Here is a 26,290-nt window from a genome sequence, read left to right on the forward strand (position 1 = left end):
CCGGTGAGCAAGATTAGTGCCCGTGAGCCCGGCCCCCACCTCCCGCCCACCCTTCGACGCCGCAACACTCGACGCGGCGCTCGCCACCCACCCCGATCTCAGCCTCGAGCTGGTGCCCGAGGCGGGCTCCAGCAACGCGATCGCAGGGGCCCGTGCCCGCGAGGGCGCGCCGGACGGTCTGGTCGTGGTCGTCGACCACCAGACCGCCGGTCGCGGCCGCCTCGACCGCACCTGGGAGGCCGCGCCGGGCGCCGGCGTCACGTTCTCCCTGCTGGTCCGGCCGACCGTTCCCGACGCCCGTTGGCCGTGGATCCCGCTGCTGGTGGGCCACGCGGTCGCCAAGTCGCTGACCGCGCTGGGCTACGAGGCGAGGGTGAAGTGGCCCAACGACCTGCTCCTCGCCGAGCCGGGTGCGGGCGCCGGCGAGGAGAAGAAGGTCGGCGGGATCCTGGTCGAGCGGATCGACACCCCGACCGGCCCCGCGGCCGTCGTCGGGGTCGGGATCAACGTCTCCACCACGGCCGACGAGCTGCCCGTGCCCACCGCCACGAGCCTGCAGCTGGCCGACGGTCCCGACGCGCCGGCCCGCGACGACGTACTCCTCGGGGCTGTGGCCGCCATCCGCGAGAGCCTCGACCTGTGGCAGACCGGCGGCGACCCCGCCCACGACCGCCTGCGTACGTCGTACCTCTCCTACTGCGCCACGGTCGGCCGATCAGTCCGCGCGGAGCTGCCGGGTGGCGGCGTGCTGGAGGGCACCGCCTCCGACGTCGACCCCTACGGCCGGCTGGTGATCGACACCGCCGACGGCCCCGCCGAGGTCGGAGCAGGAGACGTCGTCCACGTCCGTCCGGCATGATCGCTCCGTGGCGATCTCCAAGCGGCTCCTCAACGACGGCGAACGACTGATCCTCAGCACCCGCCAGCACCCCAAGGCGCTGTTCGGCCCGCTGTTCCTGCTCGTCGTGGTGCTCGCGATCGGTGTGGCCGTCCAGGTCGCGGTCGACTGGGAGGTCGGCCGGCTGATCGTCTGGGCGCTGGTCGCCATCGGTGCGCTCTGGTGGTTCGGGCTGCCGCTGCTGCAGTGGGCGGTCACGCAGTACGCCTTCACCGACCGCAGGATCATCACCCGCCACGGCGTCATCACCCGCCGCGGCCACGACATCCCGCTGGCCCGCGTCAGCGACATCGAGCTCGAGATCAACCTGATGGATCGGCCGTTCGGCTGCGGCAGCCTGCTGGTCTCCGACGCCTCCACCAACGGCACGACCCGCCTCAACGACATCCCCAAGGTCGAGAAGGTCCAGCGCGAGCTCAACGAGCTGCTCCACTCGCTGCACACCGGCAACGTGCCCGACCCGCGGGGCGAGGACGGGGTCTGAGTCTTGGCAGGAGAGCTCACCGCGGCAGAGGCGGCCGCCGCCGCCGAGGTCCCGGTCGAGCAGGCCCGCCGGATCTGGCGCAGCTTCGGCTTCCCCGATCGAGGCGACGAGAGGGCGTACGCCGACGCGGACGTCCTCGCGCTGACCACGGTCCGCGAGCTGGTCGATGGCGCAGGGGAGGGCTTCGACGTCGCCCTCAACGTGGCCCGCGGCATCGGCATCACGCTGGGCCGGCTGGCCGAGTGGGAGGTCGGTGCCCTGCTGCAGAACACCGAGCTCACCCCCGAGTCGGCCGAACGGTTCGAGGGGCTGCTCCGCTACGCCTGGCGGCGCCACCTGTCCGCCGCCCTGGACCGTGCCGAGGCGGCCAAGGCGATCGAGGACGAGCCCGGGACCACCACCCTGACCGTGGGGTTCGCCGACATCGTCGGCTTCACCTCGCTCTCGAACGAGGTCACCCGCGAGCGGATCGGGGACATCGTGGAGACCTTCGAGTCGCGGTGCGGCGACGTCATCGGCAGCTTGCGCGGCCGGATGATCAAGTCGATCGGCGACGCGGTGCTGTTCGTCAACGACGACGCGATGGCGGCGTTCGAGACCGCCGAGGGGATCATCAACATCATCGGCCGCGACCAGCGGATGCCCGACGTACGCGTCGGCCTGGCCACGGGATCGGTCGTGATGCGGATGGGCGACGTCTTCGGGCCGCCGGTCAACATGGCCAGCCGGCTCACCCAGGTGGCCCGCCGCAACCGGATCATCGTGGACCGCGGGACCGCCGACCTGCTGCCCGAGGACCTCGTCGAGTCACGCCCGCTGCCCCCGCGGCCGGTGCGCGGCTTCGGGGTCGTCGAGCCGGTCGCCGTACGCCGTCCCTGAGCCGGCGGCCGGTGGCACGTCGGTGGCTTTCTCCACGGAAGGTCGACAAAGGCCGAAAGCGCCCACGCGCTGGGCGTTCGGCTTCTACCTTGGACTCGTGATCGAGGTGCAGGACGTGCGGCTGGATCCCGTCGAGCGGCGCGCATGGCGTGGTGACCGGGAGATCCGACTGACCCGCAAGGAGTTCGAGCTCCTCAGCTGTCTGATGTCGCACGCCGGCGAGATCGTGCCGCGGGACGTGCTGATGCGAGATGTCTGGCAGGCGACGTTCTGGACGTCGTCGAAGACCATCGACGTCCACGTGGGCTGGGTGCGCCGAAAGCTGGGCGACGACCACTTCCCCCACCGGCTGATCACGACCGTCCGCGGCAAGGGTCTTCGCTTCGAGGCGGCCTGAGCGCGTCCCGTCGGGGGCTCTAGGCTTCAGGTCGTGTCGTTCGCTCCTCGTGTCGCCGTCATCGGCGGTGGTCAGCTCGCTCGGATGATGGCCCAGCCGGCGGTCGCCATCGGCGTACCTCTCCGGCTCCTGGCCGAGGCGCCCGGCGTCAGCGCGGCGCAGGTCATCCCCGACCAGCTGGTCGGCGACTACCGCGACCTCGAGACGCTGCGCGCGGTCACCGAGGGCTGTGCGGTGGTCACGTTCGACCACGAGCACGTCCCGACCGAGCACCTGCACGCGCTCGAGGCGGCCGGCGTCGCCTGCCGTCCGGGTCCCGACGCGCTGGTCTACGCCCAGGACAAGGGGCTGATGCGCGAGCGCCTCGGCGAGCTCGGCGCACCCTGCCCGCGCAACGCCATCGTCGCCACCACGGAGGAGGTGGAGGCGTTCGGTCTGCCGTGCGTCCTGAAGACCACGCGCGGCGGCTACGACGGCAAGGGCGTGTGGGTCGTCCGCGACCTCGCCGACGCCGAGGAGGCCTTCGCCACCGCCGAGCGGGCGGGCGTGCGGATCCTCGCCGAGGAGCTCGTCGACTTCCGCCGCGAGCTGTCCGCCATCGTGGCGCGCTCGCCCAGCGGCCAGGCCGCGGCGTACCCCGTCGTCCAGACCACCCAGCTCGACGGCGTCTGCCACGAGGTCATCGCCCCGGCGCCCGACCTCTCGCCGGTCCTGGCGGGCGAGGCCCAGGCGCTGGCCCTTCGGATCGCGGGCGAGCTCGGCGTGACCGGTGTGATGGCCGTCGAGCTGTTCGAGACCGTCGACGGCCGGCTGCTCGTCAACGAGCTCGCGATGCGCCCGCACAACACCGGCCACTGGAGCCAGGACGGCGCCGTCACCTCGCAGTTCGAGAACCACCTCCGCGCGGTCCTCGACCTCCCGCTCGGCTCGCCCGAGCCTCGTGCTCCGTGGACGGTGATGGTCAACATCCTCGGCTCGTCCGACCCCGACGTCGGGCACCTGTACGACGGCTACCCCCACGCCCTGGCCCGCGACCCGAAGCTGCGGGTCCACCTCTACGGCAAGGACCTGCGCCCCGGCCGCAAGGTCGGCCACGTCAACGCCTACGGCGACTCGCTGGACGACGTCCTCGAGCGCGCCCGCCATGCCGCGTCCTGGTTCCGCGGCGACCTCGGCAACGAGAGCGACTGACGACGCGTCAGCCGAGCAGCCGGTGGTCATGGGCGAACACCACGACCTGGACCCGGTCGCGCAGGCCGAGCTTGCGCAGGACGGCGCCGACGTGGGTCTTCACCGTCGACTCGCTGAGGAAGACGGTCTCGGCGATCTCGCTGTTGGACAGCCCGCGCGCGATGGCGGTGAAGATCTCGCGCTCCTTCTCGGTGAGGGCGAGGTACGCCGGGGGCGGGGTCGCCGGTGTGCGGAAGCTGCGGTCGAGTAGGGCCGCCAGGTCGCGGGGCGCGAGCACCGCGTTGCCGGCGGCGACCGTGCGGATCGCCTCGGCCAGCGCCGCGGGGGTCGTGTCCTTGAGCAGGAACCCGCTGGCGCCGTACCGGATCGCCGTCGCGGCCCGGTCGTCCAGGTCGAAGGTGGTCAGCACGACCACGCGCAGCGGGCGGTCGCGCCGGGCGACGCGCTCGGGGGCGAGCAGCTGACGGGTGGCCTCGACGCCGTCCATCTCGGGCATGCGGAGGTCCATCAGCACGACGTCGGGTGAGGTCTCGTCGCAGACCTTGATCGCCTCGACGCCATCGGCGGCCGTACCGACGACCGTCATGCCGTCCTGGGCGTCGACGATGACCCGGACCCCCTCGCGGAACAGGTCCTGGTCGTCGACCAGGACGACCCGGACGTCGCTCATCGGGCACCCGCCGGCAGCCACGCGGTGACGGTGAAGGTCGCCGTACCGCCCACATCGCGCGGGCGTACGTCGAGCCGCCCCCCGACCGACTCGAGCCGGCGTGCCATCCCCTGGAGGCCGTTGCCGGGCGCGGGCGGTACGTCGCCTATCGCGTGCAGCGGCATGGTCTCCTGCGTCGCGCTGTCGATCACGTTGCTGACCTCGATCCTGAGCTCGTCCTGCCAGTGCCGCTCGACGTGGACCGGCTCGTCGCGACGGCCGTGGCGGATGGCGTTGGTCAGCATCTCCTGGAGGACGCGGTAGGCGACCGTCGCCAGCTCGGGCGGCAATGGCCGCGGCTCGCCGATCTCGGCCGAGATGACCTCGTGGCCACTGGCGCGCACGCCGTCGATGAGCGTGTCGAGCCCACCGTTCGGCGGCCGGTCGCCGGTGGCGCCCAGCACGTGGCGCACGTCCTGGAGCGAGCTGCGGGCCGAGGTCGCGATCGTCGCGAGCGTCGCCTTGAGGCGGGCGGGGTCGTCGTCGCTGAGGTACTGCGCCGACTCGGCCTGCGCCAGGATGACCGCGAGCGAGTGCCCGACGACGTCGTGCACGTCGCGCGCGAGTCGGGCCTGTCCCTCGCGGAGATCCGCCAGCTCGGCGGCCTGGTCGCGCTCCTTGGCGGTCTCGACCTGCTCGGCGCGCGTCCGGGCCTCGCGGCGCAGCACGCGGAACAGCAGGCCGACCAGCCACGGCACGAGGAGCAGCGCGAGGCCGATCACCAGGAAGCGGCCGGCGATCGCGTGCAGCGAGGAGCCGTAGCCGATGAGGCCGTAGTAGCCCTGGTGGGCGAAGTACACCCTGCGACCGAGCGTCTCCAGCGCGAGCCCGAGGAACGCGATCGCCGGGACCGAGGCAGCGCTGGCGACCAGGGTCGCCACCGAGCCGTAGCGGGCGCAGCCGTAGGCGATGAGCGCGATGGCGGCCTCGGCGAGCAGGATCGGCTCGCCCCACCACAGCTGGGCCAGACCCAGCACCCACAGGAGACCGAGCGCCACGCTCGGCCGCAGGCGGTACGCCGACACCGCGGCCGCGAAGCCGAGCACGAACAGCACCTCGCTGGGCCGGTGGACGGGCAGCCAGGTGTCGGTGCGCACGATCTCCCACGACCCGACCAACAGCACGGCGAAGCCGGCGACGGCGGCCGTGACCCAGGGCGACAGGTGCGGGCGGGTGGTCACGGGCTGATCGTGCCAGCCCGTCACCGCAGCGCGTCCCGGACCATCAGGTCCAGGAGCTGCGGGTAGTCCACGCCGGCGGCCGCGAACATCCGCGGCGCCTGCGAGTGCTGGGTCAGTCCCGGCATCGTGTTGACCTCCAGCAGCACCGGTCCGTCCGTGGTCAGGAAGAAGTCGATCCGGGCCAGGCCGCGGCAGCAGAGGGCGTCGTACATCCGCAGCGCGGCGTTCTGCAGCGCCGCGCACTCGTCGGTGGTGATCTCGGCAGGGACGCGCAGGTCGGCGCCACCGCCGTACTTGGTGTCGTAGTCGAAGACTCCCGGCCCGACGATCTCCAGCGGAGGCGCGACCCGGCGCTCGTCGCGGAGCCCGAGGACGGCGACGTCGATCTCCCGGCCGTCGACGACCTCCTCGACGAGCACGCGGTCGTCGTACGCGAACGCCTCGGCGAGGGCGTCCTCCAGGCCGTCGGGGTGCCGGACCAGGGACACCCCGCGGCTCGAGCCGGCGGTCGCGGGCTTCACGACGACCGGCCCGGCCCAGTCGTACGCCGCCCCGCGCGTCAGCAGCGTTCCGCCGGCGACGGCGATCCCCGCGTCGCGGGCCACGAGCTTGGTCAGGTGCTTGTCCATCGCGGTCGCGCCGGCCGATGCGGGGGAGCCGACGCAGGGCAGGCCGAGGAGGCCCGCCAGCGCGGCGAGGGTGCCGTCCTCACCGCCCTCGCCGTGGACCGCCGGGAAGAGGACGTCGCAGGAGGTCAGGGTCTTGATCGCGGTGTCGGCGTCGATCGGCAGCCCGGACGCGTCGGCCCAGCCGCCGCCCCTGGCCAGGGTGAGGCCGACGACCTCGTAGGTCTCGGGCGCCAGGTGCTCGCGCACGGCCGCGGCGGACGCCAGCGACACCTCGTGCTCGGCGTTGTCGCCGCCGCCGACGACCGCCACCCGCATCATCGCCGTACCCGCCTTCCGATGCCCGTCACGATCTCGTGCTCGATCGTCCCCGACCAGCCCGCCCACTCGGCGGCGGTCGGCTCGCCCTGGCTGCCCGAACCGAAGACGGTGGCGAGGTGACCGGGTGCGACGGGCAGCGTGCCGACGTCGACGACCACCTGGTCCATCGACACCGCGCCGACGACGGGGCAGCGCTGCCCGTGCAGCTGGACCTCGGCCCGTCCGGAGGCGGCCCGGGGGAGGCCGTCGGCGTACCCCAGCGGCAGGAGGGCGAGCCGCGTCGCGCGGGGTGCGATCCAGGTGTGGCCGTAGCCGACGCCGGTGCCGGGAGCGACGTCGCGGACCGACACGACCGGCGCGGTCAGCGTCATCGCCGGTCGCAGGCGGGTCCTGCCGGAAGGGTCGATGCCGACCAGGCCGGCCCCGACGCGGCACAGCGTGTGGTGGCTGAGCGGGTCGGTGAGCGTCGCGGCGGTCGCGGCGAGGTGGCGCAGCGGCGGGCGCAGGCCGTGGCGGTGCGCGACCGTGAGGCCCCAGAGGAACCGCTCGCGCGCCCAGCTGTTGGTCGGGTGTCCGGGCCGGTCGGCGAAGGCGAGATGGCCCATCAGACCGACCACGCGCACCGTTCCGGCGCGCTCCGCGCGTGCCGCGGTCGCGCACAGGCCGGCCCAGCTCGCGGAGGCCGAGCCGTCGCGTGCCATGCCGACGTCGAGGTGCAGGTGCAGGCGCGCCGTACGTCCGGTACGGCGGGCCGACGCGACGATCGCGTCCAGGTGCTCGCGTCCGGGGACGGCGAGGTCGACGTCGTGGCGCAGCGCGGCCGCGTGGTCGGCGTCGACCGGGTTCAGCCAGCTCAGCGTGGGCGCGGTGATGCCCTCGTTGCGCAGTGCGAGCGCCTCGTCGATGCTCGTCACGCCGAGCCAGGACGCGCCGTTGTGCAGGGCGGTCCGCGCGACCGCGCCCGCGCCGTGGCCGAAGCCGTCGGCCTTGACGACCGCCATCAGGGAGCCGCCGGCCCGCGCCGCCAGGACGCGGGTGTTGTCGGCGATCGCGGTCAGGTCGACCGTCAGGGCGGCACCCCGCTGTCGCAGGTCGTACGCCGGCTGCGCGACCAGGGCGCTCATCGGTGGGCTCCGGCGAGGCCGGCGGCCGGGAGCGCCGTCGGGCAGGGGACCGGGCCGTAGATCGCGGCCGCCGCTCCGGTGGTCAGCGCCCAGTAGCGGTCGCCGAAGCTCCAGTGCCACCACTCGGTCGGGTAGTTCACCAGGCCCGCCCGCGCGAGCGTCCCCGCCAGCAGGTCGCGGCGGGCGCGAGCGGCCGGGGAGATGTCGCGGGCGTCGAGGTAGCACCGGCCGCCGCTCTGCTCGGGCGTCGCATCGATCGGGGTTCCCAGGTCGAGCTCGCCGCCGGTGCTGTCGGTGAGCGTCAGGTCGACGGCGGCACCGGCCACGTGGGGCGCCACCGCCAGCGGCGCGACGAAGCGGCTCACGAGCCGGGCCAGCTGGTCGGGCCGGCAGCCGGGGTGGGCCGCTCGGACCTCGGCGGTGTAGCGGTCGATGATCTGCTGCTGGTCCTCCGGGCTGCGGTGCCCCTCGACCACGTGCAGCCGGACCGCGCGGGGCAGGTCCGCCGCGGCGGCGTACAACCGCTCGGCGAGGCCCTCCCGCACCCGGACGCCGACCGGCGCGATGGACGGGTCGAGCTCGACGAGCGCGTCGCCGCACTCGGCCAACGGGATCGCGCCGACGCGGGGATCGGCGAGGAGGACCGGCTTCATGCTGGTCACGCTAGGGACCGGCGGGCCTCGTCCGCGTCCTCCTGTGGTGCCGTCCCGCGGTACCGGAGGACCACCTCCGCCCGTCGGCGGCGGGCGCCGCGACCGGTAACCTCCCCGGCATGACTGCGCGCGTAGGCATCGTGATGGGCTCCGACTCCGACTGGCCGGTGATGCAGGCCGCCGCGGAGGCGCTGGCCGAGTTCGGCATCGAGACCGAGGCCGACGTCGTCTCCGCGCACCGGATGCCCGAGGAGATGCTGGCCTACGGCAAGGAGGCCGCCGGCCGGGGCCTCGAGGTGATCATCGCCGGTGCCGGCGGCGCCGCCCACCTGCCCGGCATGCTCGCCTCGGTGACCCCGCTGCCCGTGATCGGCGTGCCGGTCCCGCTGAAGTACCTCGACGGCATGGACTCCCTGCTCTCGATCGTGCAGATGCCCGCAGGCGTCCCGGTCGCCACCGTGGCGATCGGTGGCGCGCGCAACGCCGGCCTGCTCGCCGTACGCATCCTCGCCGCGGGCGACAAGGAGCTCCAGGCCAAGATGACCGCCTTCCAGGCGGACCTCAAGGCCGCGGCGCACGCCAAGGGTGAGGTCGTGCGCGGGTCCCAGCTGATGCTCGCGCCGAGCACCTCGTCGCGGCCTTCGTGATGCCGAGTCCCGCGGCCGCGAATGCCGGTATATGCGTTCGAATTTCAACCAATTCCGGGCGTTCTTGAATTCGCTTATCGCTATTTGTGAGATTCGGTGGCGGAAATGGTCTAGAAGACTGTAGAAAAAGCGCATGAACTGCGTCACTCGCGGTTCGTCGCTTCGTTGGACGAGGGACCAAGGGACCTCGAAGAGGGGGGAAGAGCATGTTCGGGAGGCTCATCACCCGGCTGGTGGTCGTGATGTTGGCGGGATTCGTCGCAGCACCGATCGCAGCCGAGGGCGCGACCACGGGATATCACCCGAAGGTCACCGCCACCTGCAATGTCCAGGTCGTCGCTGACTCCGGCAAGGCGCTCCGTGCGCTGATCGCCGTCCAGGGCAACGCGACGGACCCGGTCAGCGGAACTGTCACCGTCAAGCTGATCGCGCCCAACGGCACGACCTTCTGGAGCGGCAGCAAGAAGTACGACAACCGCGCCGCGACGATGCGTGGTCCGGTCGTCCCCAAGGGCCTGTTCAAGGTCCTCGGCTCGTTCTCGTCCAGCTCGTCGACCTACACCGGCGCGCACTGCACGAACCGCCTCGACTCCAAGGGCGTCCTCAGCGAGGAGAACCCCCCGCCGGGCGGCAACAACAACGGCCCGGGTTCGACCGGCGGCCTGCCGAACACCGGTGGTCCCTCGATCTGGCTCGTCGTCCTCGGTGGTGGCTTGGTGCTGATCGGCGCGACCACGGTCGCCGGCAGCAAGCGCAAGAAGGTCCACGCCTGGACGCCGTGACCCACGGCTTCGCCTCAGGACGGCATGGAACGGGCTAGCCTCGTTCCATGCCGTCCTTGCGTTGTCCCTGTGCCGAGATCATCCGTGGCGATGACGACGACGAGCTCGTCGAGAAGGTGCAGGCGCACCTCGCCGCCGAGCACCCCGGTCGTGAGTACACCCGCGACGAGATCCTGATGCTGGCCATGTGAGGCGCGGCGCCCCGCGGAGGTTCAGGCGGGGTAGATCCGCGGCAGGTCCGCGGAGCGCCCGGTGAACTGCGGCGTGCGCTTCTCCCGGAAGGCCGCGACGCCCTCCTTGCCGTCGGCGATGGAGGTGTAGAACATCGCCAGCGAGTCCGACAGGTGCGCCTCGAGCGGGTCGGCGGCCGCGCTGTTGCGGTAGAGCATCTGCTTGGCCAGGCCGAGCGCGACCGGCGAGCGGTCCTTGGTGAAGGACCGCGCCAGCTCGTACGCCGCCGGCAGCAGCTCGTCGGGCTCGTGGAGCGAGCGGACGAGGCGGCCGGCGTACGCCTGCTCGGCGGTGAGGATCTCGGCGGAGTAGACCCACTCGAGCGCCTGCTGGATGCCGACGATGCGGGGGAGGAACCACGTCGAGCATGCCTCCGGGACGATGCCGAGGCGGCCGAAGACGAAGCCGATCCGCGCCTTGGTGGACGCGAGCCGGATGTCCATCGCCAGCGTCATCGTGGCTCCGATGCCGACGGCGGGCCCGTTGATCGCGGCGATGACGGGCTTGGGGAGCGCGTGGATCGCGAGGGTGATCTTGCCGCCCGTGTCGCGGATGCCCGCCTCGTACGGCGCCTGGTCGTACGCCGCGCGGAACTCCTCTGGCGTGGGCGCGAGCGACTCGTCGAGCCCGAACACGTTGCCATCGGCGGAGAGGTCCATGCCGGCGCAGAACGCGCGGCCGTCGCCGGTGACGACCACGGCGCGTACGTCGTCCGCGCGCGCCTCGTTGACGAAGACCGACAGCAGCTCGCGCGCCATGGTCAGGTCGAAGGCGTTGAGCGCGTCGGGGCGGCGCAACGTCAGCGTGGCGATGCCGTCGGTGTCGACGGCCCAGTGGAGGGTCTCGTAGCTGGTCATCGGGGGAGTCCGTTCGCCGTGCACTCGTTCTTGGTGATCCGCTCGGTGTGGTCCTCGATGATGGCCTTGAACAGCGGACGAGCGCGTTGGGTGTCCATGTAGTGCGCCGAGCCGTCGGTGACGGGCATCGTGCAGGTCAGGCCGCCGTTGCCGCCGGCGTGGCGCATCGCCATCGCCCAGCGCATGACGTCGTACTGGTTGGTGCCCTCGCCGAAGGCGAAGAAGTCCGGGACGGCCGAGTTGAGCTTCCACCAGCGGAACGGGTTGAGCACCGACCACGGCGAGAACACCTTCTTGCCGACGGCGGCGACGACCTCCCGCTGGTGCGCGACACGGTCGAGGTCGCCGAGCGCCTGGCCGTGGCGGGCACGGGCGTAGGCGAGGGCGGTCTTGCCATCGGCCTCCTGGCAGCCCTTCTTCACGTGCAGCCCGGAGTAGTGGTCGTCCATCCGCTTCTTGGGACAGATCTGGATGCCACCGACCGCATCCACGACGCCGGCGACTCCGCCGAGCCCGACCTGGACGTACTCGTCGATGCGGATCCCGGTCTGCTGCTCCAACGCCTTGGCGAGCTTGCGTCCGTCGTTCGGCCGGTAGTAGCCGTTGATCTTGCTGCCGTCGACGTACCAGTCACGCGGGAAGGAGATCAGCACGTCGGGCCCGGAGCCCACGTGCAGCAGCATGATGGTGTCCGAGAGGTTCTCGTTGTGGTGGAGCCCGGTGTGGAACTCTTTCTTCTGTGCCGTGGTCAGGCCGGCGCGGGAGTCGCTTCCGACCATGAGGTACGTCGTCCCCGGCTGGTCGGCCGGGCGCTTGCCGGTGGGCTCGAACGGGAGCTTGTCGACCTTCGACCAGGTGAGGAACGGGACCGCGATCGTGTAGGCGAGCCACACGGCGAGGACCGCGACCACGATCCGGACCCAGCGACGGCGCGAGCTCCAGCCGCCGCTGAACCGGCTCCGCGAGGGCGAGCGCGGCGGGGCCACCGGCGAGGACAGCCGGTCCTGCACCGGAGCGGCCGGCGGAAGGCCGCGGCTCGGTGGGGGCGTGCCCTTGCCGGCACCCGTGCCGCCGCCCGTGCCGCCACCCTGGCCGGCGCGCGGCTGGGTGGGCAGCATCATCGTCGGCTCGGGCTGGTCCGCCGCGGGCCGCTGGGTCCGGGGACGCTGCGTCTGCCGGGTCGGCTCGTCCTTGCTCGCGGGCGCCCGATCGCCGTACATCCACTCGAAGCCGTCCGAGTCCTTGTCACCGGTACCACCTGCCATGGCCGAGACGCTACCGTCAGGCCGTGACCGACGCCCTCATGGCACGCACGCCGTCCTACTCCCGGACCGAGCTTGCCGTGCTCACCTCGCGCGACCAGGCCAACCTGCTGGGCAACATCCACGGTGGCGAGGTCCTCAAGCTGGCCGACTCCACCGCGGGCGTCGTGGCGCAGCGCCACAGCGGCGGTCCCGCGGTCACCGCGGCCCTGGACGAGATGGCGTTCCTCGAGCCGGTTCGGGTGGGCGACGTCATCCGTACGTCGGCCCAGGTCAACTGGGTGGGGTCGTCCTCGATGGAGATCGGGGTGCGGATCGAGACCCAGCCGTGGGACGACGTGACGGAGTGGCGCCACGTCGGTTCGGCGTACTTCGTCTTCGTCGCCATCGACGGCGCCGGCCACGCCCGTCGGGTCCCGGCGTTGCGTCCCGAGGACGCCGGCGACGAGCGCCGGATGCGCGAGGCGGAGATCCGCAGGTCGCACCGTCTGGCCAAGCGCCGGGAGATCGACGCGGACCGCCTGGCCAACGACACCACCGCCCTCTCCTAGACTTCGCTCATGCTGCGAGGACTGCTGGCCCCGAAGGCCCTGGGCTTGATCGCCCTCATCGTGCTGGTGATGGGCGGTCTGGTGGTCGCCTCGGTGTACGACGACGCCCGCACCGATCGCAAGCGGCCGATGTTCAGCAGCGTGGTCGAGATGATGCAGATCCAGTGGGACACGGTCGCGCAGGGCAAGCCGATCACCCCGCTGCGGATGACGGGCAAGGACCCCGCGCGCACCTTCAACGGCGTGAGCTACCGCGTCCAGCCCGGCGTGACGGTCGAGGTCAAGGAGATCGGCGGCAAGCCGTGCGTGCACGGCCGCGACAAGCACGGCGATCGCACGCGGTGGATCTGCGTCGACCGGAGCCTCCCGCGTCCGCAGACCGGCTCCCTGGACTGATCCTCTCGGATCGCTGCGGCCGGTCGGGCCGCTCGGGCCGGCCGCTCGGACTTGCTGCTCGGACTGGCTGCTCGGACTGGCCGGGTCGTTCCGGCGCGTCGGGACACCTGTGGCGCATGTGACTGGTGATACTGGCTCAACTGCTTCCTTCCCCAGCAGGAGATGTCGCTGCATGGCCACTTACACCCTGGCGCCCGCCGGGCACGCCCATCAGTCCCTCGCTGACCGCGCGGCCCGGGTGCGCTTCCGCCGCGCGGTGACGCTCATGGGGTTCACGCTGGTCGCCCCCGGCTCGGCCCAGATGATCGCCGGCAACCGCCGGGTCGGCATCGCCGCGCTGCGCATCTGGATGGGCCTGTGGGTGGTCGGCCTGCTGGCGATGGCGATGACCTACGTCAAGCCGTTCGTGATGATCGACCTGGTGGTGAAGTTCGGCCTGCTGAACATGACCCGGGTCGCGCTCATCGCCCTGGCCCTCGGCTGGGCCTACCTCTTCGTCGATGCCTGGCGCCTCGGCCAGCCCCTGACGCTGGTGCGTCAGCAGCGGCTGGCCATGACCGGTGTCAACGGCGTCCTCTGCTTCGCGACCGCCGGCGCCCTGCTGTTCGGCGCGCACCTCGCCGCGACCGGCAACACGATGCTCAACTCGATCTTCGGCGACGGTGTCGTCACCGGCGCGCACGACGGCCGCTACAACATCCTGCTGCTCGGCGGTGACTCCGGGAAGAGCCGCTGGGGCATGCGGACCGACTCGATGACGGTCGCCTCGATCGATGCCAGCACGGGCAAGACCGTCCTGATCGGCCTGCCGCGCAACCTGCAAAACTTCGACTTCGCGCCCGGCTCGGTGATGGCCAAGCAGTGGCCGCACGGCTTCGACTGCGGCATCGCCGACGGCTGCGAGCTCAACGGCGTCAGCACCTGGGCCCAGGACCACGCCGACCTGTTCGGCGGCGACCCGAAGAAGGCCGGCATGGAGGCCACGCTCTCCGCGATCGAGGGCGTGACCGGCCTGAAGCTCAACTACTGGGCGATGGTCGACCTCCAGGGCTTCCGGGACCTGTCCAAGGCCGTCGGCGGCGTGACGCTCAACGTCCGCCAGCCCATCGCGATCGGCCCGACCGGCGACATCCAGGGATGGATCCCCGCCGGCCGGCAGAAGCTCGAGGGCGACAAGCTGCTCTGGTACGCCCGCTCCCGCGCGACCTCCGACGACTACTCCCGGATGGCTCGCCAGAAGTGCGTGATGAGCGCGATGCTGCAGCAGGTCAGCCCGAAGACCGTGGTCACCCACTTCGCTGCCCTCGCCAAGGCCACCACCGGCACCATCTCCACCGACCTGCCCGCCTCGGAGCTGGGCCGGTTCATGGAGCTGGCCCTCAAGGCCCGCCAGCACCCGGTCGCCACCGTGTCGATCGTTCCGCCCGCCGTCAACACCGCCGACCCCGACATCGCCAAGGTCCACTCGATGATCGCCGCCGCGATCGACAAGTCGGAGCAGGGCCCTGGATCCAGCAAGTCGGGCGCCTCGCACCACAAGAAGCACGAGCCCGCCAAGATGGGCGAGGGTGCGCTGGGGTCGTACTCCACCGGTTACGCCGCCAACCAGACGAGCAACCTCGGCTCCTCCTGCTGATTGGCTGGTCCGCCGTCCTTGCTTGCATGCATGCAAGGACGGCGGTGCGGCTCCTTGCATGCATGCAAGCAAGCACGTGGGTGCGCCTCCTTGCATGCATGCAAGCAAGCGCGGGTCAGGCCAGGAGCGAGCGGGCCCGACCGATCAGTCCGTGCATGGCCGGCTCGAGCTCGGGCAGGTCGCCGACCGGCCACCAGCGCACGTCGAGCGACTCCTCGCTGACGACCTCCTGGGCACCGGGGGGAGCGGCGGCGACGTACCGCACGTCGAGGTGATCGACCTCGCCGCGACGGCTCCCATCGGGAGCGGCGCAGAAAGCAACGGTGTGCACGTCGAGCTGGACCGGCTCGGGGTGGAAGCGGAGCTCGGTCAGGCCGGACTCCTCGCGCACCTCGCGAGCGGCCGCGCCGAACAGTGTGGCGTCGGAGGGCTCGCAGTGGCCGCCGAAGTGGAACCAGCGCCGTGCCTTGCGGTGGAGGTTGAGCAGGACCCGGTCGCCCGCATGGTCGATGACCAGGCCGCCGGCCGTGACATGTCCGGGGTACGCCGAGCGCAGCATCCCGTCCGGGTGGGCGTCGAGGTGCGCCAGGTAGCGCTCGCGCAGCTGCGCCTGGGCGGCATCGGGTGCGGCCCAGTCGGCCAGCACGGACCGCGCGTCGGCGTGCAGCGTCACTCGGAGGGGTCGGCGTCGGAGCCGGAGTCTCCGGGCTCACCCTGGAGCAGCTTGCGCAGCTCGGCGTCGAAGTCGTCCTCGGACAGCGTGTCGGGCGAGACGGCGTCGGAGCGGAACGTCAGCGGGTCGTCGAGGTCGGTCGCGGTCGGCAGCAGGTCGGGATGCATCCACACGCCGTCGCGCGCCTCGGCCCCCGAGCGGGTGCGCAGGCCGCCCCACAGGGTCGAGGCGTCGCGCAGGCGTCGCGGTCGCAGCTCGAGCCCGACCAGCGCCGCGAAGGTCTGCTCGGCGGGCCCACCGGCCGCGCGGCGGCGACGTACGGCCTCGCGGAGCTTGCTGGCCGCCGGCATCCGCTCGGCGGTGGCCTGACCGACGACCTCGTCGACCCAGCCCTCGACCAGCGCGAGCGCGATCTCGAGGCGTTCGAGCGCAGCGGCCTGGGCCGGCGACGTCGGCGCCTCGAACAGGCCACCCTCGAGCAGCTCCTGCATCGAGCCGAGGTCGCTCGGGTCGATGGTGCGCATCTGCTCCTGGACGCGCTCCTGCAGCTCCTGGGCGTTGAGCTCCAGGCCGCGGGCGTAGTCGGTGACCGCGCCGATCAGGTGCTCGCGCAGCCACGGCACGTGGGCGAAGAGGCGCTGGTGGGCCGCCTCGCGCAGCGCGAGGTAGAGGACGACGTCGTCCTCGCTGACGCCGAGGCCCTCGGCGAACGCCTTGACGTTGGTGATCACCAACGCGGCCTTCCCCGGGGCTCCCAGCGGGAGTCCGATGTCGGAGGCGGTCAGCACCTCACCGGCGAGGCCGCCCAGGGCCTGGCCGACCTGGTTGGCGAGCATCGCGCCGACGGCCTGGCCGAGCATGCCCATGATCGGGCCGGCGGCCGCCTTCATCTCCTCGGGCAAGGCGCCACCGAGCCCACCGACGGACTTCTCCGCGACCGGCTCCACGAGGACCTTCCACACCGGCTGGGTCTCCACGATCCACTCGGCCCGGCTCCACGCGGCGGTCGTGCTCACGCCGGAGGGGAAGCCGGTGGCCGTGTCGAGCCAGTGGTCGGCCAGCTGCACGGCGTCGGCCACCCGGCTCGCGTCGCGGCTGCTCGTCGACGGGTCGGGCTGCGCGGCGACGACCTTGCGCGCCAGATCGCCGGCGACGTCCCAGTTGAGCGGGCCACCGCCGGGGGCGGGGCGCATCATCGCCTCGATGAACGGCGTGATCTGCGCGAGGAAGTCGCCACCCATCGCGGGGCCGCCGGGCCCGCCCGCGCCGCCGAACGCCCCGCCCAGGGCGCCGAAGATCTGCTCGAACGGCGTGCCCTTGAAGGGGTTGTTCGGGTCCTCGGGGCCGTTGGTCCCATCACTGCTCATGCCCCCGAATCTACGCGGCTCCAGCAACTACGATCAGCACGTGTCCCACCCCGCCGTACGCCTCTGCGCGATCAGCGACCAGCCGTTGTCGGTCGACGAGGTCCTCGCGTCCCTCGACGACCCGTCGGCCGGGGGACTGGTCCTCTTCGTCGGCCGCGTGCGCGACCACGACCACGGCTCCGGCGTGACCGGGCTCGCCTACTCCGCGCACCCCACGGCCCTCCAGCGGCTGCAGGAGGTCTGCGCCTCCGTCGCCGAGACGTACGCCGGCACGCTGGTCGCCGCCGTGCACCGGGTCGGCGACCTGGCGATCGGTGACCTCGCCGTCGTCGTGGCGACCACCTCGGCCCACCGGGGGGAGTCCTTCGCCGCCAGCCGGCTGCTGATCGACACCCTCAAGGCGGAGGTCCCGATCTGGAAGCACCAGCTCTTCGAGGACGGCACCGAGGAATGGGTCGGCGCGCCTTAGGGCGCGCCGACATTGCGCCCGCCTGCTGCGCACCGCCCCGCACGCACGTTGGCTGCGTTGTCGTCAGTCGTCGGGACTCCGTCCCGCCTCCCTCCTCCGCCTTGCCAACGCGCGCACGGGACGGCGCTCGCGACGGCGCCCGCAATGTCGGCGCGCCCTGAGCGCAGCCCTACCACCGCCCGCCTACCGTTGGCCTCGTGCAGATCCTCCTCTGGCTCGTCCCGGCCGCGATCGCGACCGCCGTCGCGATGGTCGTCGTGAGCTGGCTGGGCCGAGACGGCCGAGGGCGTGTGGACCGCGAGACCGCGGCCCGGCTGCTCGGCGAGGCGCTCTCCAAGGACGTGCCGGGCAATCCCGGCTACGCCGCGCCACGTCGGGTCGAGGAGCCGAGCACGGGCGTCGCCGTACGCAAGCCCACGTCGTGAGAGGGTGTGCGCCATGAATCGGCGCCTGATCGCAGCGTGCATCGCCACGCCCCTGGTGCTGGTCTTCGGCGCACTCGCCCTGACGGTGCCGATGCCGTTCGCGAGCTACAGCCCCGGCCCGACGTACGACATCCTCGGCAAGGACTCCAACGACGCCGAGGTCGTGCAGGTCGACGGTCACCAGACCTATTACGACACCGGCGGCCAGCTGCGCTTCACCACCGTCTACTCCAGCGGCGAGGACCAGAAGCTCACCCTCGCCGACGCGTTGGGTCGCTGGCTCGACCACGACAACGCGGTGCTGCCCTACGACTACGTCCACCCCGATCAGACGACCCCGACCGACGAGAAGCAGCAGGGCGCGATCGAGATGGTCACGTCGCAGGACCTCGCCAAGGCCGCGGCGCTCCGCGAGCTCGGCTACAAGCCGGCGATGGTGCTCAAGGTCGAGGGCGTCGAGCCCGGTACGCCGGCCCAGGGCGAGCTGCTGCCCGGCGACGTGCTGCGCGACATCGACGGCAAGCCGATCAAGAGCGCCGACCAGGTCGTCACCACGATCACCAAGGGCGGCACGGACCCGGTCCGGCTCGTCGTCCTGCGCGACCGCAAGCCGGTCCGTGTCACGCTGACGCCGAAGATGATGGATGGCCGCCCCCGCATCGGCATCACCCAGGGCGTCGGCTTCTCGTTCCCCTTCGACATCGAGCTGCACGTCGACCCCGAGGTCGGCGGACCGTCGGCCGGCCTGATGTTCTCGCTGGCGATCTACGACACCCTCACGCCCGGCTCGCTGACCGGGGGAGCGGTCGTCGCCGGCACCGGCGAGCTCGGCATCGACGGCCAGGTCGGGCCGATCGGCGGCATCGCCCAGAAGATCGCGGCGGCCCACGCGGCGCACGCCCAGCTGTTCTTCGTCCCCGAGGGCAACTGCCCCGACGTCGAGGACCTGCACCCCGACGGCATGCGACTCGTCAAGGCGACCAGCACCCACGAGGCGCTGACGGCGCTGAAGGCGTGGGTCGCCGACCACGACGCCGACCTCCCCACCTGCAACTCCTGAAAGTCCTCCTGAAAGGCAACAACCGTGGACCTCGAGCTGGACACCGACCCCGCCCTCGCCTCGGTCGTGCTGGAGCTGGAGAAGCACCACGCCCAGGCGGGCTGGGACCAGCCCGCCCGCCTCTACGCGCTCGTCGACACCGCCCAGTTCGTGGCGGCCGAGCCGGCTCTCGCGTCCCAGCTCGGGCTCGACGACAGCCGCGAGCAGGGCTCGTTCACGCCGATCGAGCAGGAGGAGCTGCCCGGCGAGAACCTCGAGGAGGTCCTCGGCACCATCGCCTGGCCCGACTCCGTCACCGGCTGTGCCGTCGTGGTCGAGCGCCTCGTCCTCCCGCCGGCGGCCGACGGTCAGGTGCCCGAGGACCCGGCCGCGGCCGAGGAGTTCGCGCGGGAGCACCCTGAGCGCCAGGAGGTCCGGATCGTCGCCGGCGTGACACGGGGCGGGTCGGCGTACTGCGCCGTGCGCTTGCGCAGCGAGGACGACGACATGGCCGTGATGGGTGGCGTCGACGTCGTGCCCAACCTCGTCGCGGCGCTGCGTGACACCCTCGCCGACGAGGCCAACGCCGATGAGTGAGCTCTTCGACGACGAGCCCGAGGACATGCTCCCGCAGCCGCCGCGCCGTCGCGGCCGGTGGCTGGTCGCAGCGGCGATCGGGCTGGTCCTCCTGCTCTTCGCGATCAGCGCGTTCGCCTCGATCTACACCGACGGCCTCTGGTACCACCAGCTCCACTACGGCTCGGTCTTCTCCACCCTTCTGTGGACCAGGGTCGGTCTGTTCCTGGTCTTCGGCGGCCTGATGGCCGCGGTCGTCGGCGTCAACTGCTTCCTCGCCTACCGCTTCCGCCCGCTGTTCCGGATGGGCGGCGACGCCAGCGTCGAGCGCTATCGCGACGCCGTCACCCCGATCCGCGGCTGGCTGCTGCTCGCGGTGTGCGTGGTCGTCGGTGGCTTCGCCGGTACGTCGGCCGCGGGCCAGTGGCGTTCCTACCTCCAGTGGCGCAACGCGGTCTCCTTCCACGAGAAGGACCACTACTTCCACAAGGACATCGGGTTCTACGTCTTCGACCTGCCGTGGTGGCACTTCGTGGTCAACCACGTGATGGCCGTGGCGATCGTCGCGCTGCTCGCGACGGCGCTCGTGCACTACCTGTACGGCGGCATCCGGCTCCACCTGCCCACCGACCGCCTCTCGGGCGCGGCGCAGGCGCAGGTCTCCGTGCTGCTCGGGGTCTTCGTGCTCGCCAAGGCTGCCGACTACTTCCTCGACCGCTACGACCTGGTCACCTCCGAGCACCCGCGCTTCTCGGGCATGAACTACACCGGCCAGAACGCCGTGCTGCCCGCGCGCAACATCCTGCTCGGCGTCGCGCTGATCTGCGCCCTGCTGTTCTTCCTCAACATCTGGCGGCGCACCTGGCAGCTGCCGGTGGTCGGCCTCGCGCTGCTCGTCCTCTCCGCGATCCTCATCGGCATGATCTGGCCCGCCATCGTGCAGGGCTTCCAGGTCAAGCCGTCGGAGGACTCCAAGGAGAAGTCCTTCATGCAGGCCAACATCAAGGCCACCCGCGACGCGTACGGCCTGAACGACATCGCCAGCGACCCCTACACGCCGACCAACGGGTCCCCGGGCGGTCGGGCGCTGCTGGGTCAGGTCGCCGACGTGCCCGTGCTGGACCCCAAGCAGATCCGTGACACCTTCGAGCAGCTGCAAGAGCCGGCCAGCTACTACACGCTCCCGAAGGTCCTCGACGTCGACCACTACGACATCAACGGCACGCAGGAGCCGATGGTCCTCGGCGTCCGTGAGCTCGACCAGTCCCACATCCCGGCCAGCGACCAGTCCTGGGCGAACCTGCACACGGTCTACACGCACGGCGACGGTGTCGTGGCGGCGTACGCCAACACCGTGAGCCCGCTCGACGACACCGACGTGACCTCCAACGGGCGGCTGAAGTGGGCCGAGGGCCTCAGCTCCACCTCGACGGGCGGGCACTCCGGCCACGACCTCGGCAGCTTCAAGCAGCAGATCTACTTCGGCGAGAACAGCCCGCGCTACTCGATCGTCGGCAAGGCCTCCAAGGACAGCAAGGACGTCGAGCTCGGCCTCCCCGACGGCGAGACCGAGCAGGCGCGGACGACGTACGCCGGCAAGGGCGGGGTTTTGCTCTCCAGCGGCTTCAACCGGTTCCTGTACGCCGTGAAGTTCGGCGAGCCGAACTTCCTGCTCTCCGGTCGGGTCAACGACCACTCGAAGGTGCTCTACAACCGTGACCCCGCACGCCGGGTCGAGAAGGTCGCGCCGTGGCTGACCGTCGACTCCGACCCGTATCCCGCCGTGGTCGACGGCAAGGTGCAGTGGATCGTCGACGGCTACACGACGACCGACCGCTACCCGGACTCCCAGACCGAGTCGTTCCAGGAGATGACCGACGACTCGCTCGCCCAGGACGGCACGGTGCAGACGGTGCCGACCGACAAGATCAACTACATGCGGTCCGCCGTGAAGGCCACGGTCGACGCGTACGACGGCACGGTCACGCTCTACCAGTGGGACGAGCAGGACCCGATCCTGAAGACCTGGATGAAGGCGTTCCCCGGCACGGTCGAGCCGAAGCAGGACATCTCGCCGGCCCTGATGGCGCACCTGCGCTACCCCGAGGACCTGTTCAAGGTCCAGCGCTACCAGCTGGCGAAGTACCACGTCGAGAACGCCGCCGACTTCCTGCAGGCGAGCAACCAGTGGGAGGTGCCGCAGGACCCGAACTACACCTCGAGCATGCAGCCGCCCTACCGGATGTTCACGACCGTCGACGGCAAGCAGCAGTGGTCGCTGACGACCGACTTCGTCCCGCGGGGCAACAACAACCTCGCGGCGTACATGTCGGTCGACTCGGACGCGACCTCGCCCGACTTCGGCAAGATGCGCCTGCTGGAGATGACCGACAACTCCGTGCGCGGCCCGGCGCTCGCCGCGAACGTGCTGGAGCAGAACGCGGAGTTCCGTGCCCGCAAGAAGCCGCTCGAGCAGTCGGATGCGAACGTGCAGAACGGCAACCTGCTCACGGTCCCGGTCAGCGGCGGGTTCCTCTACGTCCAGCCCGTGTACGCCGTCCGCGGCGGCACCAGTGCCTCCTTCCGGATCCTTCAGTTCGTCGGCGTGCTCCTCAACGGCAAGCCAGGTGTCGGCGACGACCTCCCCTCTGCGCTGGCCGACGCCCTGGACGTCACGCTGCCCGACGACAACGGCTCGGGGTCCAACGGCGGCAACGGGAAGCCGGGGAAGACCCCGCACCACGGCCCGACCACGCCCATCGATGCCCGGATCGCCGCCGCCCTTCAGCGGGCCCAGGCCGCCTTCGACGCCGCCGACACGGCCCAGCGTGCCGGCGACACCGTGGAGTGGTCCAAGCAGATCGAGAAGGCTCAGAAGGCCGTCGCGGAAGCGGTCCGGCTGGCCGACCAACGCGACGGTCACTGACCCCGATTTGGCCGTGGTTGGGGCGATCCCGTAACGTTGGGTTCACCGACGCGGGGTGGAGCAGCTCGGTAGCTCGCTGGGCTCATAACCCAGAGGTCGCAGGTTCAAATCCTGCCCCCGCTACAAAGAGATCGAGGTCAGACATCGTCTGGCCTCGATCTGCTTTTCGTCAGGGCAGCGGCGCGCCCCGGGCGGTGATCCACAGCTCGTACCACTTCTCGTGGGTGAGGAGCCGTGACCGGTCGACCGCCGGGGCGCACGCGCGGATGCGGTCGGGATCGGTGGTCCCGATGACCGGTACGACGGCGGCGGGGTGCTGCTGCAGCCACGTGAGGACGATCGCCTCCGCGGTTGTCTGGTGCAGCGCGGCGAGGTCCGCGACCAGGGCGGCGACCTCGTGGTCCCGTGCGGTCAGCGCCCGGCCCGTGAAGCGGCCGCCGGCCAGGGATCCCCAGGCCTGGAGCTCGATGCCGTGGTGGGTGCAGTGCTCGAGCGTGCCGTGGGGGAAGCCGACGTCGGCGTACGCCGGCGTGTTGACGAGTACGCCGGCCTCGACCCACCCTCGCGCGTGCAGGCTCATCTCCAGCTGGTTGGCCGCGATCGGCAGTGCGGTGTGGGCCTGGAGGGCGGCGACCTGGGCGGCACTCATGTTCGAGACCCCGATCGCGCGCACGACCCCCTCGGCGTGCAGCGCCTCGAGGGCAGTCCCGATCTCGGCAGGGTCGGCCAGCGGATCGGGGCGGTGCAGCAGCACCAGGTCGAGGTGGTCGGTGCGCAGTCGTTCGAGGCTGGCGTGCACCTGGGCACGGATCGTCGCGGGCCGCAGGTCGTAGAGACCCGGCCGGTCGCCGGCGGCCAGCCGGATGCCGCACTTGGACTGGATGCGGATGCGGTCGCGCAGCCCCGGGGCGCGGTCGAGGAGGGCTCCGAAGACGGCCTCGGCGCTGCCGTGCCCGTAGATGTCGGCGTGGTCGAAGGTGTCGATGCCGATCTCCAGGGCTGCCGCCACGGCCGCCTCTGCGCGCGCGTGGTCACCCGGGTCGAGCGGTGCGCCGTCCCAGCGGCCCAGGCCCATGCAGCCGTAGATGGTCCCGCGGCTCATGGCGTGGCGGAGGTGCGCGGAGGCCCGGTCGAGGAGCGCACCACCAGCTCGTGGGGGAGGGTGACGCTGACGACGGGGCTGTGCCCCAGGCGCCGCAGGGCCATGTCGGCGGCCATCACGCCCTGGCCGGCGACGTCCTGGCGCACGGTGGTCAGGCCCAACACGGCCGCGAGCGGATGGTCGTCGATGCCGATGACGGAGATGTCCTCGGGCACGCGGAGCCCCCGGCGGCGTACGCCCTCCAGGGCGCCGAAGGCGACCTCGTCGGAGAAGCACACGATCGCCGTCGGCGGCTCGGGGAGGTCGAGCAGCTGGGCCACGCCGTTGGCGCCGTCCTCGGGGCTGAATGTGACCGAGACGACGAGCTCGGGGCGCTCGGGGATGCCAGCCGCGGCGAGCCCCTGCTGGTAGCCCTCGAGCCGCTGGACGTCGGGTGCCCAGTGGATCTCGCCGTAGTTCGTGGCACGGATGAGCGCGATCCGCTCGTGCCCGAGCTCCACGAGGTGTGCGACGGCGGTGCGCGCGACGTCTCGGTCGTCGATGTCGACGTACGGGAAGTCGCGCACGCGGCCGCCGGCGACGACGACCTCGACGCCGAGGTGGTCGAGGCGGTCGACCTCGTGCTGGGGGAGGGGAAGTGCGATCAGCACGACCGCGTCGACCTTGCGTCGCACGGGCAGGTCGCGGAAGAAGCGCTCGCGGACGGCGGGGTCGCTCACCTGGTAGAGCAGGACGTCGAGATCGGCCGCGCGCAGCCGCCGTTCGATGGCTGCCAGCATCTCGCCGTAGAACCACACGTCGGTGGCGGGTACGACGACGCCGACGCGCCCGGTCTGCCCGCCGGAGAGCCGCGAGGCCTCGGGTGAGATCACGTAGGCGAGGTCCTCGGCGATCTCCAGGATGCGGGTCCGGGTCTCCGCGCCGACCCCGGGGAGACCGCGCATGGCACGCGACACCGTGGCGACCGAGACGCCGGCACGGTGGGCGACGTCGGCCATGTTGATCTCCGCGCGCTGCCCCATGCGGCTGAGGTTAGGGCCTTCCACGGGCGGCTCCTGGCGGTTTCGAAAACGATGGTTGACAAGCGGCGAGCGTTGCGGCCACGATCGTAACGCAAACGTTTACGTGATGGCCATCACCCAGATCGACACCGAGGTGGCGGCCCCGACGAAGAAGGGCGATCCCCTTGTCGCACTCCCAGTCCGCCGTCGCCGAGGCGCCGACCCGCGCCGCGGCCGACGGCACCACCGCCGCTCCCTGGTGGACCGACGCGGTCGTCTACCAGGTCTACATCCGCTCGTTCGCCGACGGCTCGGGTGACGGGATCGGCGACCTCGCCGGCCTGCGCGCCCGCCTGCCGTACCTCGCCGACCTCGGCGTCGACGCCATCTGGATCAACCCCTGGTACCCCTCGCCCCAGGCCGACGCCGGGTACGACGTCGCCGACTACCGCGCCATCGAGCCCGACTACGGCACCCTGGCCGAGGCCGACCGGCTGCTCGCCGAGGCCCACGCCGCCGGCCTGAAGGTCATCCTCGACATCGTCCCCAACCACACCTCCGACGCCCACGCGTGGTTCCAGGCAGCGCTCGCCGGCGACGCCACCGCCCGTGCGCGCTACCTCTTCCGCCCCGGCCGTGGTGCCACCGGCGAGCTCCCGCCCAACGACTGGCGCAGCATCTTCGGTGGGCCTGCGTGGACCCGCACGACCGACGCCGACGGCGAGCCGGGGGAGTGGTACCTCCACCTCTTCGCGCCCGAGCAGCCCGATCTCGACTGGAGCAACCCCGAGGTCGTCGAGGAGTTCGAGGACATCCTGCGCTTCTGGTTCGACCGTGGTGTCGACGGCTTCCGCGTCGACGTCGCCCACGGCCTGGCCAAGCCCAGCGACCTGCCCGACGCCGGCGAGATCACCGGCCTGACCCAGCACGACATCCCGCACCCCGCCTGGGACAACGAGGGCGTCCACGAGATCTACCGTGGCTGGAGGCGCATCGCCGACCAGTACGCCCCGGACCGCGTCTTCGTCGCGGAGGCCTGGGTGCCCAGCAACGACCGGCTCGCTCGCTACCTCCGGCCCGATGAGCTGCACACGGCCTTCCAGTTCGACTTCCTGCGCGCGCCGTTCGACGCGGCGTACATGCGCTCGGTCGTCGACGACGCGCGAGCAGCGGTGGCGGCGACGGGCGGTACGACGACCTGGGTGCTCTCCAACCACGACGTCGTCCGCCACGTCACCCGCTACGCCCGCAGCCAGCCCGACCACATGGTCGAGTCGGTGTGGGACCGGGTCCGCTGGGCCAGCGAGCCCGCGGACCTGGAGCTCGGCGTACGCCGGGCCCGCGCCGCGGCCCTGTTCATCCTCGGCCTGCCCGGCACCGTCTACCTCTACCAGGGCGAGGAGCTCGGGCTCCCCGAGGTCGAGGACGTGCCCGACGAGGCCCGCCAGGACCCGGTCTTCCGGATCCGACCCGCCGGCGACGTCGGCCGCGACGGCTGCCGGATCCCGCTGCCGTGGGGTGGCGACGGCGCCGCCGCCGGCTTCAGCCCCAGCGACGCCGAGGCAGAGCCGTGGCTGCCCCAACCCGAGGGCTGGGCGCGCTACAGCGCCAGCGACCAGGCGGACGACCCGTCGTCCGTGCTCAACCTCTACCGGCAGGCCCTCCGCCTGCGCCGGGCGCACCTCCGCGGCGCCACGGGCTTCGCGTGGGTGCACACGACCGACGACGTCGTCGCGTTCCGGCACGGCGACGTCGAGGTCTGGCTCAACACCGGCAGCGCGCCCGTGCCGGTCCCCGACGGCGAGGTCCTGCTGTCGTCCGTCCCGGGCCCTGCCACCGGCGACCTCGCCCCCGGCAGCGCCGTCTGGCTCCGCCGTCCCTGATCCG

Annotated in this window: 28 protein-coding genes and 1 tRNA gene; 18 read left to right on the forward strand and 11 right to left on the reverse strand. The window is 71.8% G+C overall.

Annotated elements, in window-relative coordinates; all coding sequences use genetic code 11:
- The first annotated feature begins 22 nt into the window (after nt 1–22).
- The 5 genes from ACYVJ3_RS13540 (at nt 23) to ACYVJ3_RS13560 (ending at nt 3,849) form a co-directional block, all read left to right on the forward strand.
- Entirely contained in the window at nt 23–859 is an 837-nt protein-coding gene (locus ACYVJ3_RS13540) for a biotin--[acetyl-CoA-carboxylase] ligase (RefSeq protein ID WP_460853553.1), read from the forward strand.
- Nucleotides 860–866: 7 nt separating this feature from the next.
- Entirely contained in the window at nt 867–1,382 is a 516-nt protein-coding gene (locus ACYVJ3_RS13545) for a PH domain-containing protein (protein ID WP_460853554.1), read from the forward strand.
- Between the two features lie 3 nt (nt 1,383–1,385).
- Nucleotides 1,386–2,261, forward strand: coding sequence for an adenylate/guanylate cyclase domain-containing protein (locus tag ACYVJ3_RS13550; protein ID WP_460853555.1), 876 nt, complete (start codon nt 1,386–1,388; stop codon nt 2,259–2,261).
- A gap of 97 nt (nt 2,262–2,358) precedes the next feature.
- Nucleotides 2,359–2,658 carry a winged helix-turn-helix domain-containing protein gene (locus ACYVJ3_RS13555; RefSeq protein ID WP_460853556.1) on the forward strand — a complete coding sequence of 100 codons (300 nt, stop codon included), beginning with the start codon at nt 2,359–2,361 and terminating at the stop codon, nt 2,656–2,658.
- 33 nt (nt 2,659–2,691) lie between these two features.
- Nucleotides 2,692–3,849 (forward strand): 5-(carboxyamino)imidazole ribonucleotide synthase, encoded by a 1,158-nt coding sequence (locus ACYVJ3_RS13560; protein WP_460853557.1) that lies wholly within the window; start codon nt 2,692–2,694, stop codon nt 3,847–3,849.
- 7 nt (nt 3,850–3,856) lie between these two features.
- On the opposite strand, the gene ACYVJ3_RS13565 is transcribed toward ACYVJ3_RS13560, so the two are convergent.
- Genes ACYVJ3_RS13565 through ACYVJ3_RS13585 form a run of 5 tightly spaced genes read right to left on the reverse strand, consistent with a single transcriptional unit; the run spans nt 3,857 to nt 8,463 of the window.
- The gene (locus ACYVJ3_RS13565) at nt 3,857–4,519 is read right to left on the reverse strand and encodes a response regulator (RefSeq protein ID WP_460853558.1); all 663 of its coding nucleotides are present in this window, start codon (nt 4,517–4,519) and stop codon (nt 3,857–3,859) included.
- Nucleotides 4,516–5,739, reverse strand: coding sequence for a sensor histidine kinase (locus ACYVJ3_RS13570; protein WP_460853559.1), 1,224 nt, complete (start codon nt 5,737–5,739; stop codon nt 4,516–4,518). The genes ACYVJ3_RS13565 and ACYVJ3_RS13570 overlap by 4 nt, the downstream gene beginning before the upstream one ends.
- A 20-nt stretch (nt 5,740–5,759) precedes the next feature.
- Nucleotides 5,760–6,686: a D-alanine--D-alanine ligase family protein gene (locus ACYVJ3_RS13575; protein ID WP_460853560.1), complete on the reverse strand. Its 927-nt coding sequence runs from the start codon at nt 6,684–6,686 to the stop codon at nt 5,760–5,762.
- A complete protein-coding gene (alr, locus tag ACYVJ3_RS13580) occupies nt 6,683–7,810 on the reverse strand; it encodes an alanine racemase (RefSeq protein ID WP_460853561.1) in 1,128 nt (375 codons plus the stop codon). The genes ACYVJ3_RS13575 and alr overlap by 4 nt, the downstream gene beginning before the upstream one ends.
- Nucleotides 7,807–8,463, reverse strand: a complete 657-nt coding sequence (locus ACYVJ3_RS13585) for a M15 family metallopeptidase (RefSeq protein ID WP_460853562.1) — start codon at nt 8,461–8,463, stop codon at nt 7,807–7,809. Before ACYVJ3_RS13585 ends, alr begins: the two co-directional genes overlap by 4 nt.
- A gap of 119 nt (nt 8,464–8,582) precedes the next feature.
- Here ACYVJ3_RS13585 and purE point away from each other — a divergent pair, with 119 nt between their 5' ends.
- The 3 genes from purE (at nt 8,583) to ACYVJ3_RS13600 (ending at nt 10,083) form a co-directional block, all read left to right on the forward strand.
- Nucleotides 8,583–9,110, forward strand: coding sequence for a 5-(carboxyamino)imidazole ribonucleotide mutase (gene purE / locus ACYVJ3_RS13590; RefSeq protein WP_460853563.1), 528 nt, complete (start codon nt 8,583–8,585; stop codon nt 9,108–9,110).
- A 206-nt stretch (nt 9,111–9,316) separates the two neighbouring features.
- Nucleotides 9,317–9,892: an LPXTG cell wall anchor domain-containing protein gene (locus ACYVJ3_RS13595; RefSeq protein WP_460853564.1), complete on the forward strand. Its 576-nt coding sequence runs from the start codon at nt 9,317–9,319 to the stop codon at nt 9,890–9,892.
- Between the two features lie 47 nt (nt 9,893–9,939).
- Nucleotides 9,940–10,083 carry a DUF1059 domain-containing protein gene (locus ACYVJ3_RS13600; protein WP_460853565.1) on the forward strand — a complete coding sequence of 48 codons (144 nt, stop codon included), beginning with the start codon at nt 9,940–9,942 and terminating at the stop codon, nt 10,081–10,083.
- 21 nt (nt 10,084–10,104) lie between these two features.
- Here the strand turns inward: ACYVJ3_RS13600 and ACYVJ3_RS13605 are convergent, their stop codons facing one another.
- Complete coding sequence (locus ACYVJ3_RS13605; protein ID WP_460853566.1) at nt 10,105–10,980, reverse strand: crotonase/enoyl-CoA hydratase family protein; 876 nt, start codon at nt 10,978–10,980, stop codon at nt 10,105–10,107.
- The gene (locus ACYVJ3_RS13610; protein WP_460853567.1) at nt 10,977–12,245 is read right to left on the reverse strand and encodes an LCP family protein; all 1,269 of its coding nucleotides are present in this window, start codon (nt 12,243–12,245) and stop codon (nt 10,977–10,979) included. Before ACYVJ3_RS13610 ends, ACYVJ3_RS13605 begins: the two co-directional genes overlap by 4 nt.
- Before the next feature lie 23 nt (nt 12,246–12,268).
- Here ACYVJ3_RS13610 and ACYVJ3_RS13615 point away from each other — a divergent pair, with 23 nt between their 5' ends.
- The 3 genes from ACYVJ3_RS13615 to ACYVJ3_RS13625 all read left to right on the forward strand — a co-directional run bounded on the left by ACYVJ3_RS13615 (nt 12,269) and on the right by ACYVJ3_RS13625 (nt 14,825).
- The gene (locus ACYVJ3_RS13615) at nt 12,269–12,793 is read left to right on the forward strand and encodes an acyl-CoA thioesterase (RefSeq protein ID WP_460853568.1); all 525 of its coding nucleotides are present in this window, start codon (nt 12,269–12,271) and stop codon (nt 12,791–12,793) included.
- A 9-nt stretch (nt 12,794–12,802) separates the two neighbouring features.
- Nucleotides 12,803–13,189 carry a hypothetical protein gene (locus ACYVJ3_RS13620; RefSeq protein WP_460853569.1) on the forward strand — a complete coding sequence of 129 codons (387 nt, stop codon included), beginning with the start codon at nt 12,803–12,805 and terminating at the stop codon, nt 13,187–13,189.
- A 172-nt stretch (nt 13,190–13,361) separates the two neighbouring features.
- Nucleotides 13,362–14,825, forward strand: coding sequence for an LCP family protein (locus ACYVJ3_RS13625; protein WP_460853570.1), 1,464 nt, complete (start codon nt 13,362–13,364; stop codon nt 14,823–14,825).
- A 115-nt stretch (nt 14,826–14,940) separates the two neighbouring features.
- Here ACYVJ3_RS13625 and ACYVJ3_RS13630 read toward each other — a convergent pair whose 3' ends face one another.
- The gene (locus ACYVJ3_RS13630; RefSeq protein WP_460853571.1) at nt 14,941–15,498 is read right to left on the reverse strand and encodes an NUDIX hydrolase; all 558 of its coding nucleotides are present in this window, start codon (nt 15,496–15,498) and stop codon (nt 14,941–14,943) included.
- Entirely contained in the window at nt 15,495–16,865 is a 1,371-nt protein-coding gene (locus ACYVJ3_RS13635; RefSeq protein ID WP_460853572.1) for a zinc-dependent metalloprotease, read from the reverse strand. The genes ACYVJ3_RS13630 and ACYVJ3_RS13635 overlap by 4 nt, the downstream gene beginning before the upstream one ends.
- 40 nt (nt 16,866–16,905) lie before the next feature.
- On the opposite strand from ACYVJ3_RS13635, the gene ACYVJ3_RS13640 reads away from it, so the two are divergent.
- The 6 genes from ACYVJ3_RS13640 to ACYVJ3_RS13665 all read left to right on the forward strand — a co-directional run bounded on the left by ACYVJ3_RS13640 (nt 16,906) and on the right by ACYVJ3_RS13665 (nt 22,423).
- The gene (locus ACYVJ3_RS13640; protein WP_460853573.1) at nt 16,906–17,334 is read left to right on the forward strand and encodes a molybdenum cofactor biosynthesis protein MoaE; all 429 of its coding nucleotides are present in this window, start codon (nt 16,906–16,908) and stop codon (nt 17,332–17,334) included.
- 197 nt (nt 17,335–17,531) lie between these two features.
- Nucleotides 17,532–17,759, forward strand: coding sequence for a hypothetical protein (locus tag ACYVJ3_RS13645; protein ID WP_460853574.1), 228 nt, complete (start codon nt 17,532–17,534; stop codon nt 17,757–17,759).
- Nucleotides 17,760–17,772: 13 nt separating this feature from the next.
- Complete coding sequence (locus ACYVJ3_RS13650; RefSeq protein WP_460853575.1) at nt 17,773–18,819, forward strand: YlbL family protein; 1,047 nt, start codon at nt 17,773–17,775, stop codon at nt 18,817–18,819.
- Nucleotides 18,820–18,843: 24 nt separating this feature from the next.
- The gene (locus ACYVJ3_RS13655; RefSeq protein WP_460853576.1) at nt 18,844–19,395 is read left to right on the forward strand and encodes a PPA1309 family protein; all 552 of its coding nucleotides are present in this window, start codon (nt 18,844–18,846) and stop codon (nt 19,393–19,395) included.
- A complete protein-coding gene (locus tag ACYVJ3_RS13660) occupies nt 19,388–22,300 on the forward strand; it encodes a UPF0182 family membrane protein (protein WP_460853577.1) in 2,913 nt (970 codons plus the stop codon). The genes ACYVJ3_RS13655 and ACYVJ3_RS13660 overlap by 8 nt, the downstream gene beginning before the upstream one ends.
- A 49-nt stretch (nt 22,301–22,349) precedes the next feature.
- Nucleotides 22,350–22,423, forward strand: a tRNA-Met gene (locus ACYVJ3_RS13665).
- A gap of 46 nt (nt 22,424–22,469) precedes the next feature.
- On the opposite strand, the gene ACYVJ3_RS13670 is transcribed toward ACYVJ3_RS13665, so the two are convergent.
- Together ACYVJ3_RS13670 and ACYVJ3_RS13675 are read right to left on the reverse strand one after the other, a co-directional pair.
- Nucleotides 22,470–23,402, reverse strand: a complete 933-nt coding sequence (locus tag ACYVJ3_RS13670; RefSeq protein WP_460853579.1) for an aldo/keto reductase — start codon at nt 23,400–23,402, stop codon at nt 22,470–22,472.
- On the reverse strand, nt 23,399–24,424 hold the full coding sequence (locus ACYVJ3_RS13675) for a LacI family DNA-binding transcriptional regulator (RefSeq protein ID WP_460853580.1): 1,026 nt from the start codon (nt 24,422–24,424) through the stop codon (nt 23,399–23,401). The genes ACYVJ3_RS13670 and ACYVJ3_RS13675 overlap by 4 nt, the downstream gene beginning before the upstream one ends.
- 164 nt (nt 24,425–24,588) lie before the next feature.
- Between ACYVJ3_RS13675 and ACYVJ3_RS13680 the strand changes: the two genes are divergently transcribed.
- Entirely contained in the window at nt 24,589–26,286 is a 1,698-nt protein-coding gene (locus ACYVJ3_RS13680) for a glycoside hydrolase family 13 protein (protein WP_460853581.1), read from the forward strand.
- The last annotated feature ends 4 nt before the right edge of the window (nt 26,287–26,290 follow it).

It is taken from the genome of Nocardioides montaniterrae (assembly GCF_054782655.1).

Bases quoted from the DNA above. Each gene is read 5' to 3' on its own strand.
- ACYVJ3_RS13565 (WP_460853558.1), bottom strand. From the start codon at position 4,519: ATGAGCGACGTCCGGGTCGTCCTGGTCGACGACCAGGACCTGTTCCGC.
- ACYVJ3_RS13575 (WP_460853560.1), bottom strand. From the start codon at position 6,686: ATGATGCGGGTGGCGGTCGTCGGCGGCGGCGACAACGCCGAGCACGAG.
- alr (WP_460853561.1), bottom strand. From the start codon at position 7,810: ATGAGCGCCCTGGTCGCGCAGCCGGCGTACGACCTGCGACAGCGGGGT.
- ACYVJ3_RS13585 (WP_460853562.1), bottom strand. From the start codon at position 8,463: ATGAAGCCGGTCCTCCTCGCCGATCCCCGCGTCGGCGCGATCCCGTTG.
- purE (WP_460853563.1), top strand. From the start codon at position 8,583: ATGACTGCGCGCGTAGGCATCGTGATGGGCTCCGACTCCGACTGGCCG.
- ACYVJ3_RS13595 (WP_460853564.1), top strand. From the start codon at position 9,317: ATGTTCGGGAGGCTCATCACCCGGCTGGTGGTCGTGATGTTGGCGGGA.
- ACYVJ3_RS13600 (WP_460853565.1), top strand. From the start codon at position 9,940: ATGCCGTCCTTGCGTTGTCCCTGTGCCGAGATCATCCGTGGCGATGAC.
- ACYVJ3_RS13605 (WP_460853566.1), bottom strand. From the start codon at position 10,980: ATGACCAGCTACGAGACCCTCCACTGGGCCGTCGACACCGACGGCATC.
- ACYVJ3_RS13610 (WP_460853567.1), bottom strand. From the start codon at position 12,245: ATGGCAGGTGGTACCGGTGACAAGGACTCGGACGGCTTCGAGTGGATG.
- ACYVJ3_RS13620 (WP_460853569.1), top strand. From the start codon at position 12,803: ATGCTGCGAGGACTGCTGGCCCCGAAGGCCCTGGGCTTGATCGCCCTC.
- ACYVJ3_RS13625 (WP_460853570.1), top strand. From the start codon at position 13,362: ATGGCCACTTACACCCTGGCGCCCGCCGGGCACGCCCATCAGTCCCTC.
- ACYVJ3_RS13635 (WP_460853572.1), bottom strand. From the start codon at position 16,865: ATGAGCAGTGATGGGACCAACGGCCCCGAGGACCCGAACAACCCCTTC.
- ACYVJ3_RS13650 (WP_460853575.1), top strand. From the start codon at position 17,773: ATGAATCGGCGCCTGATCGCAGCGTGCATCGCCACGCCCCTGGTGCTG.
- ACYVJ3_RS13660 (WP_460853577.1), top strand. From the start codon at position 19,388: ATGAGTGAGCTCTTCGACGACGAGCCCGAGGACATGCTCCCGCAGCCG.
- ACYVJ3_RS13670 (WP_460853579.1), bottom strand. From the start codon at position 23,402: ATGAGCCGCGGGACCATCTACGGCTGCATGGGCCTGGGCCGCTGGGAC.
- ACYVJ3_RS13675 (WP_460853580.1), bottom strand. From the start codon at position 24,424: ATGGGGCAGCGCGCGGAGATCAACATGGCCGACGTCGCCCACCGTGCC.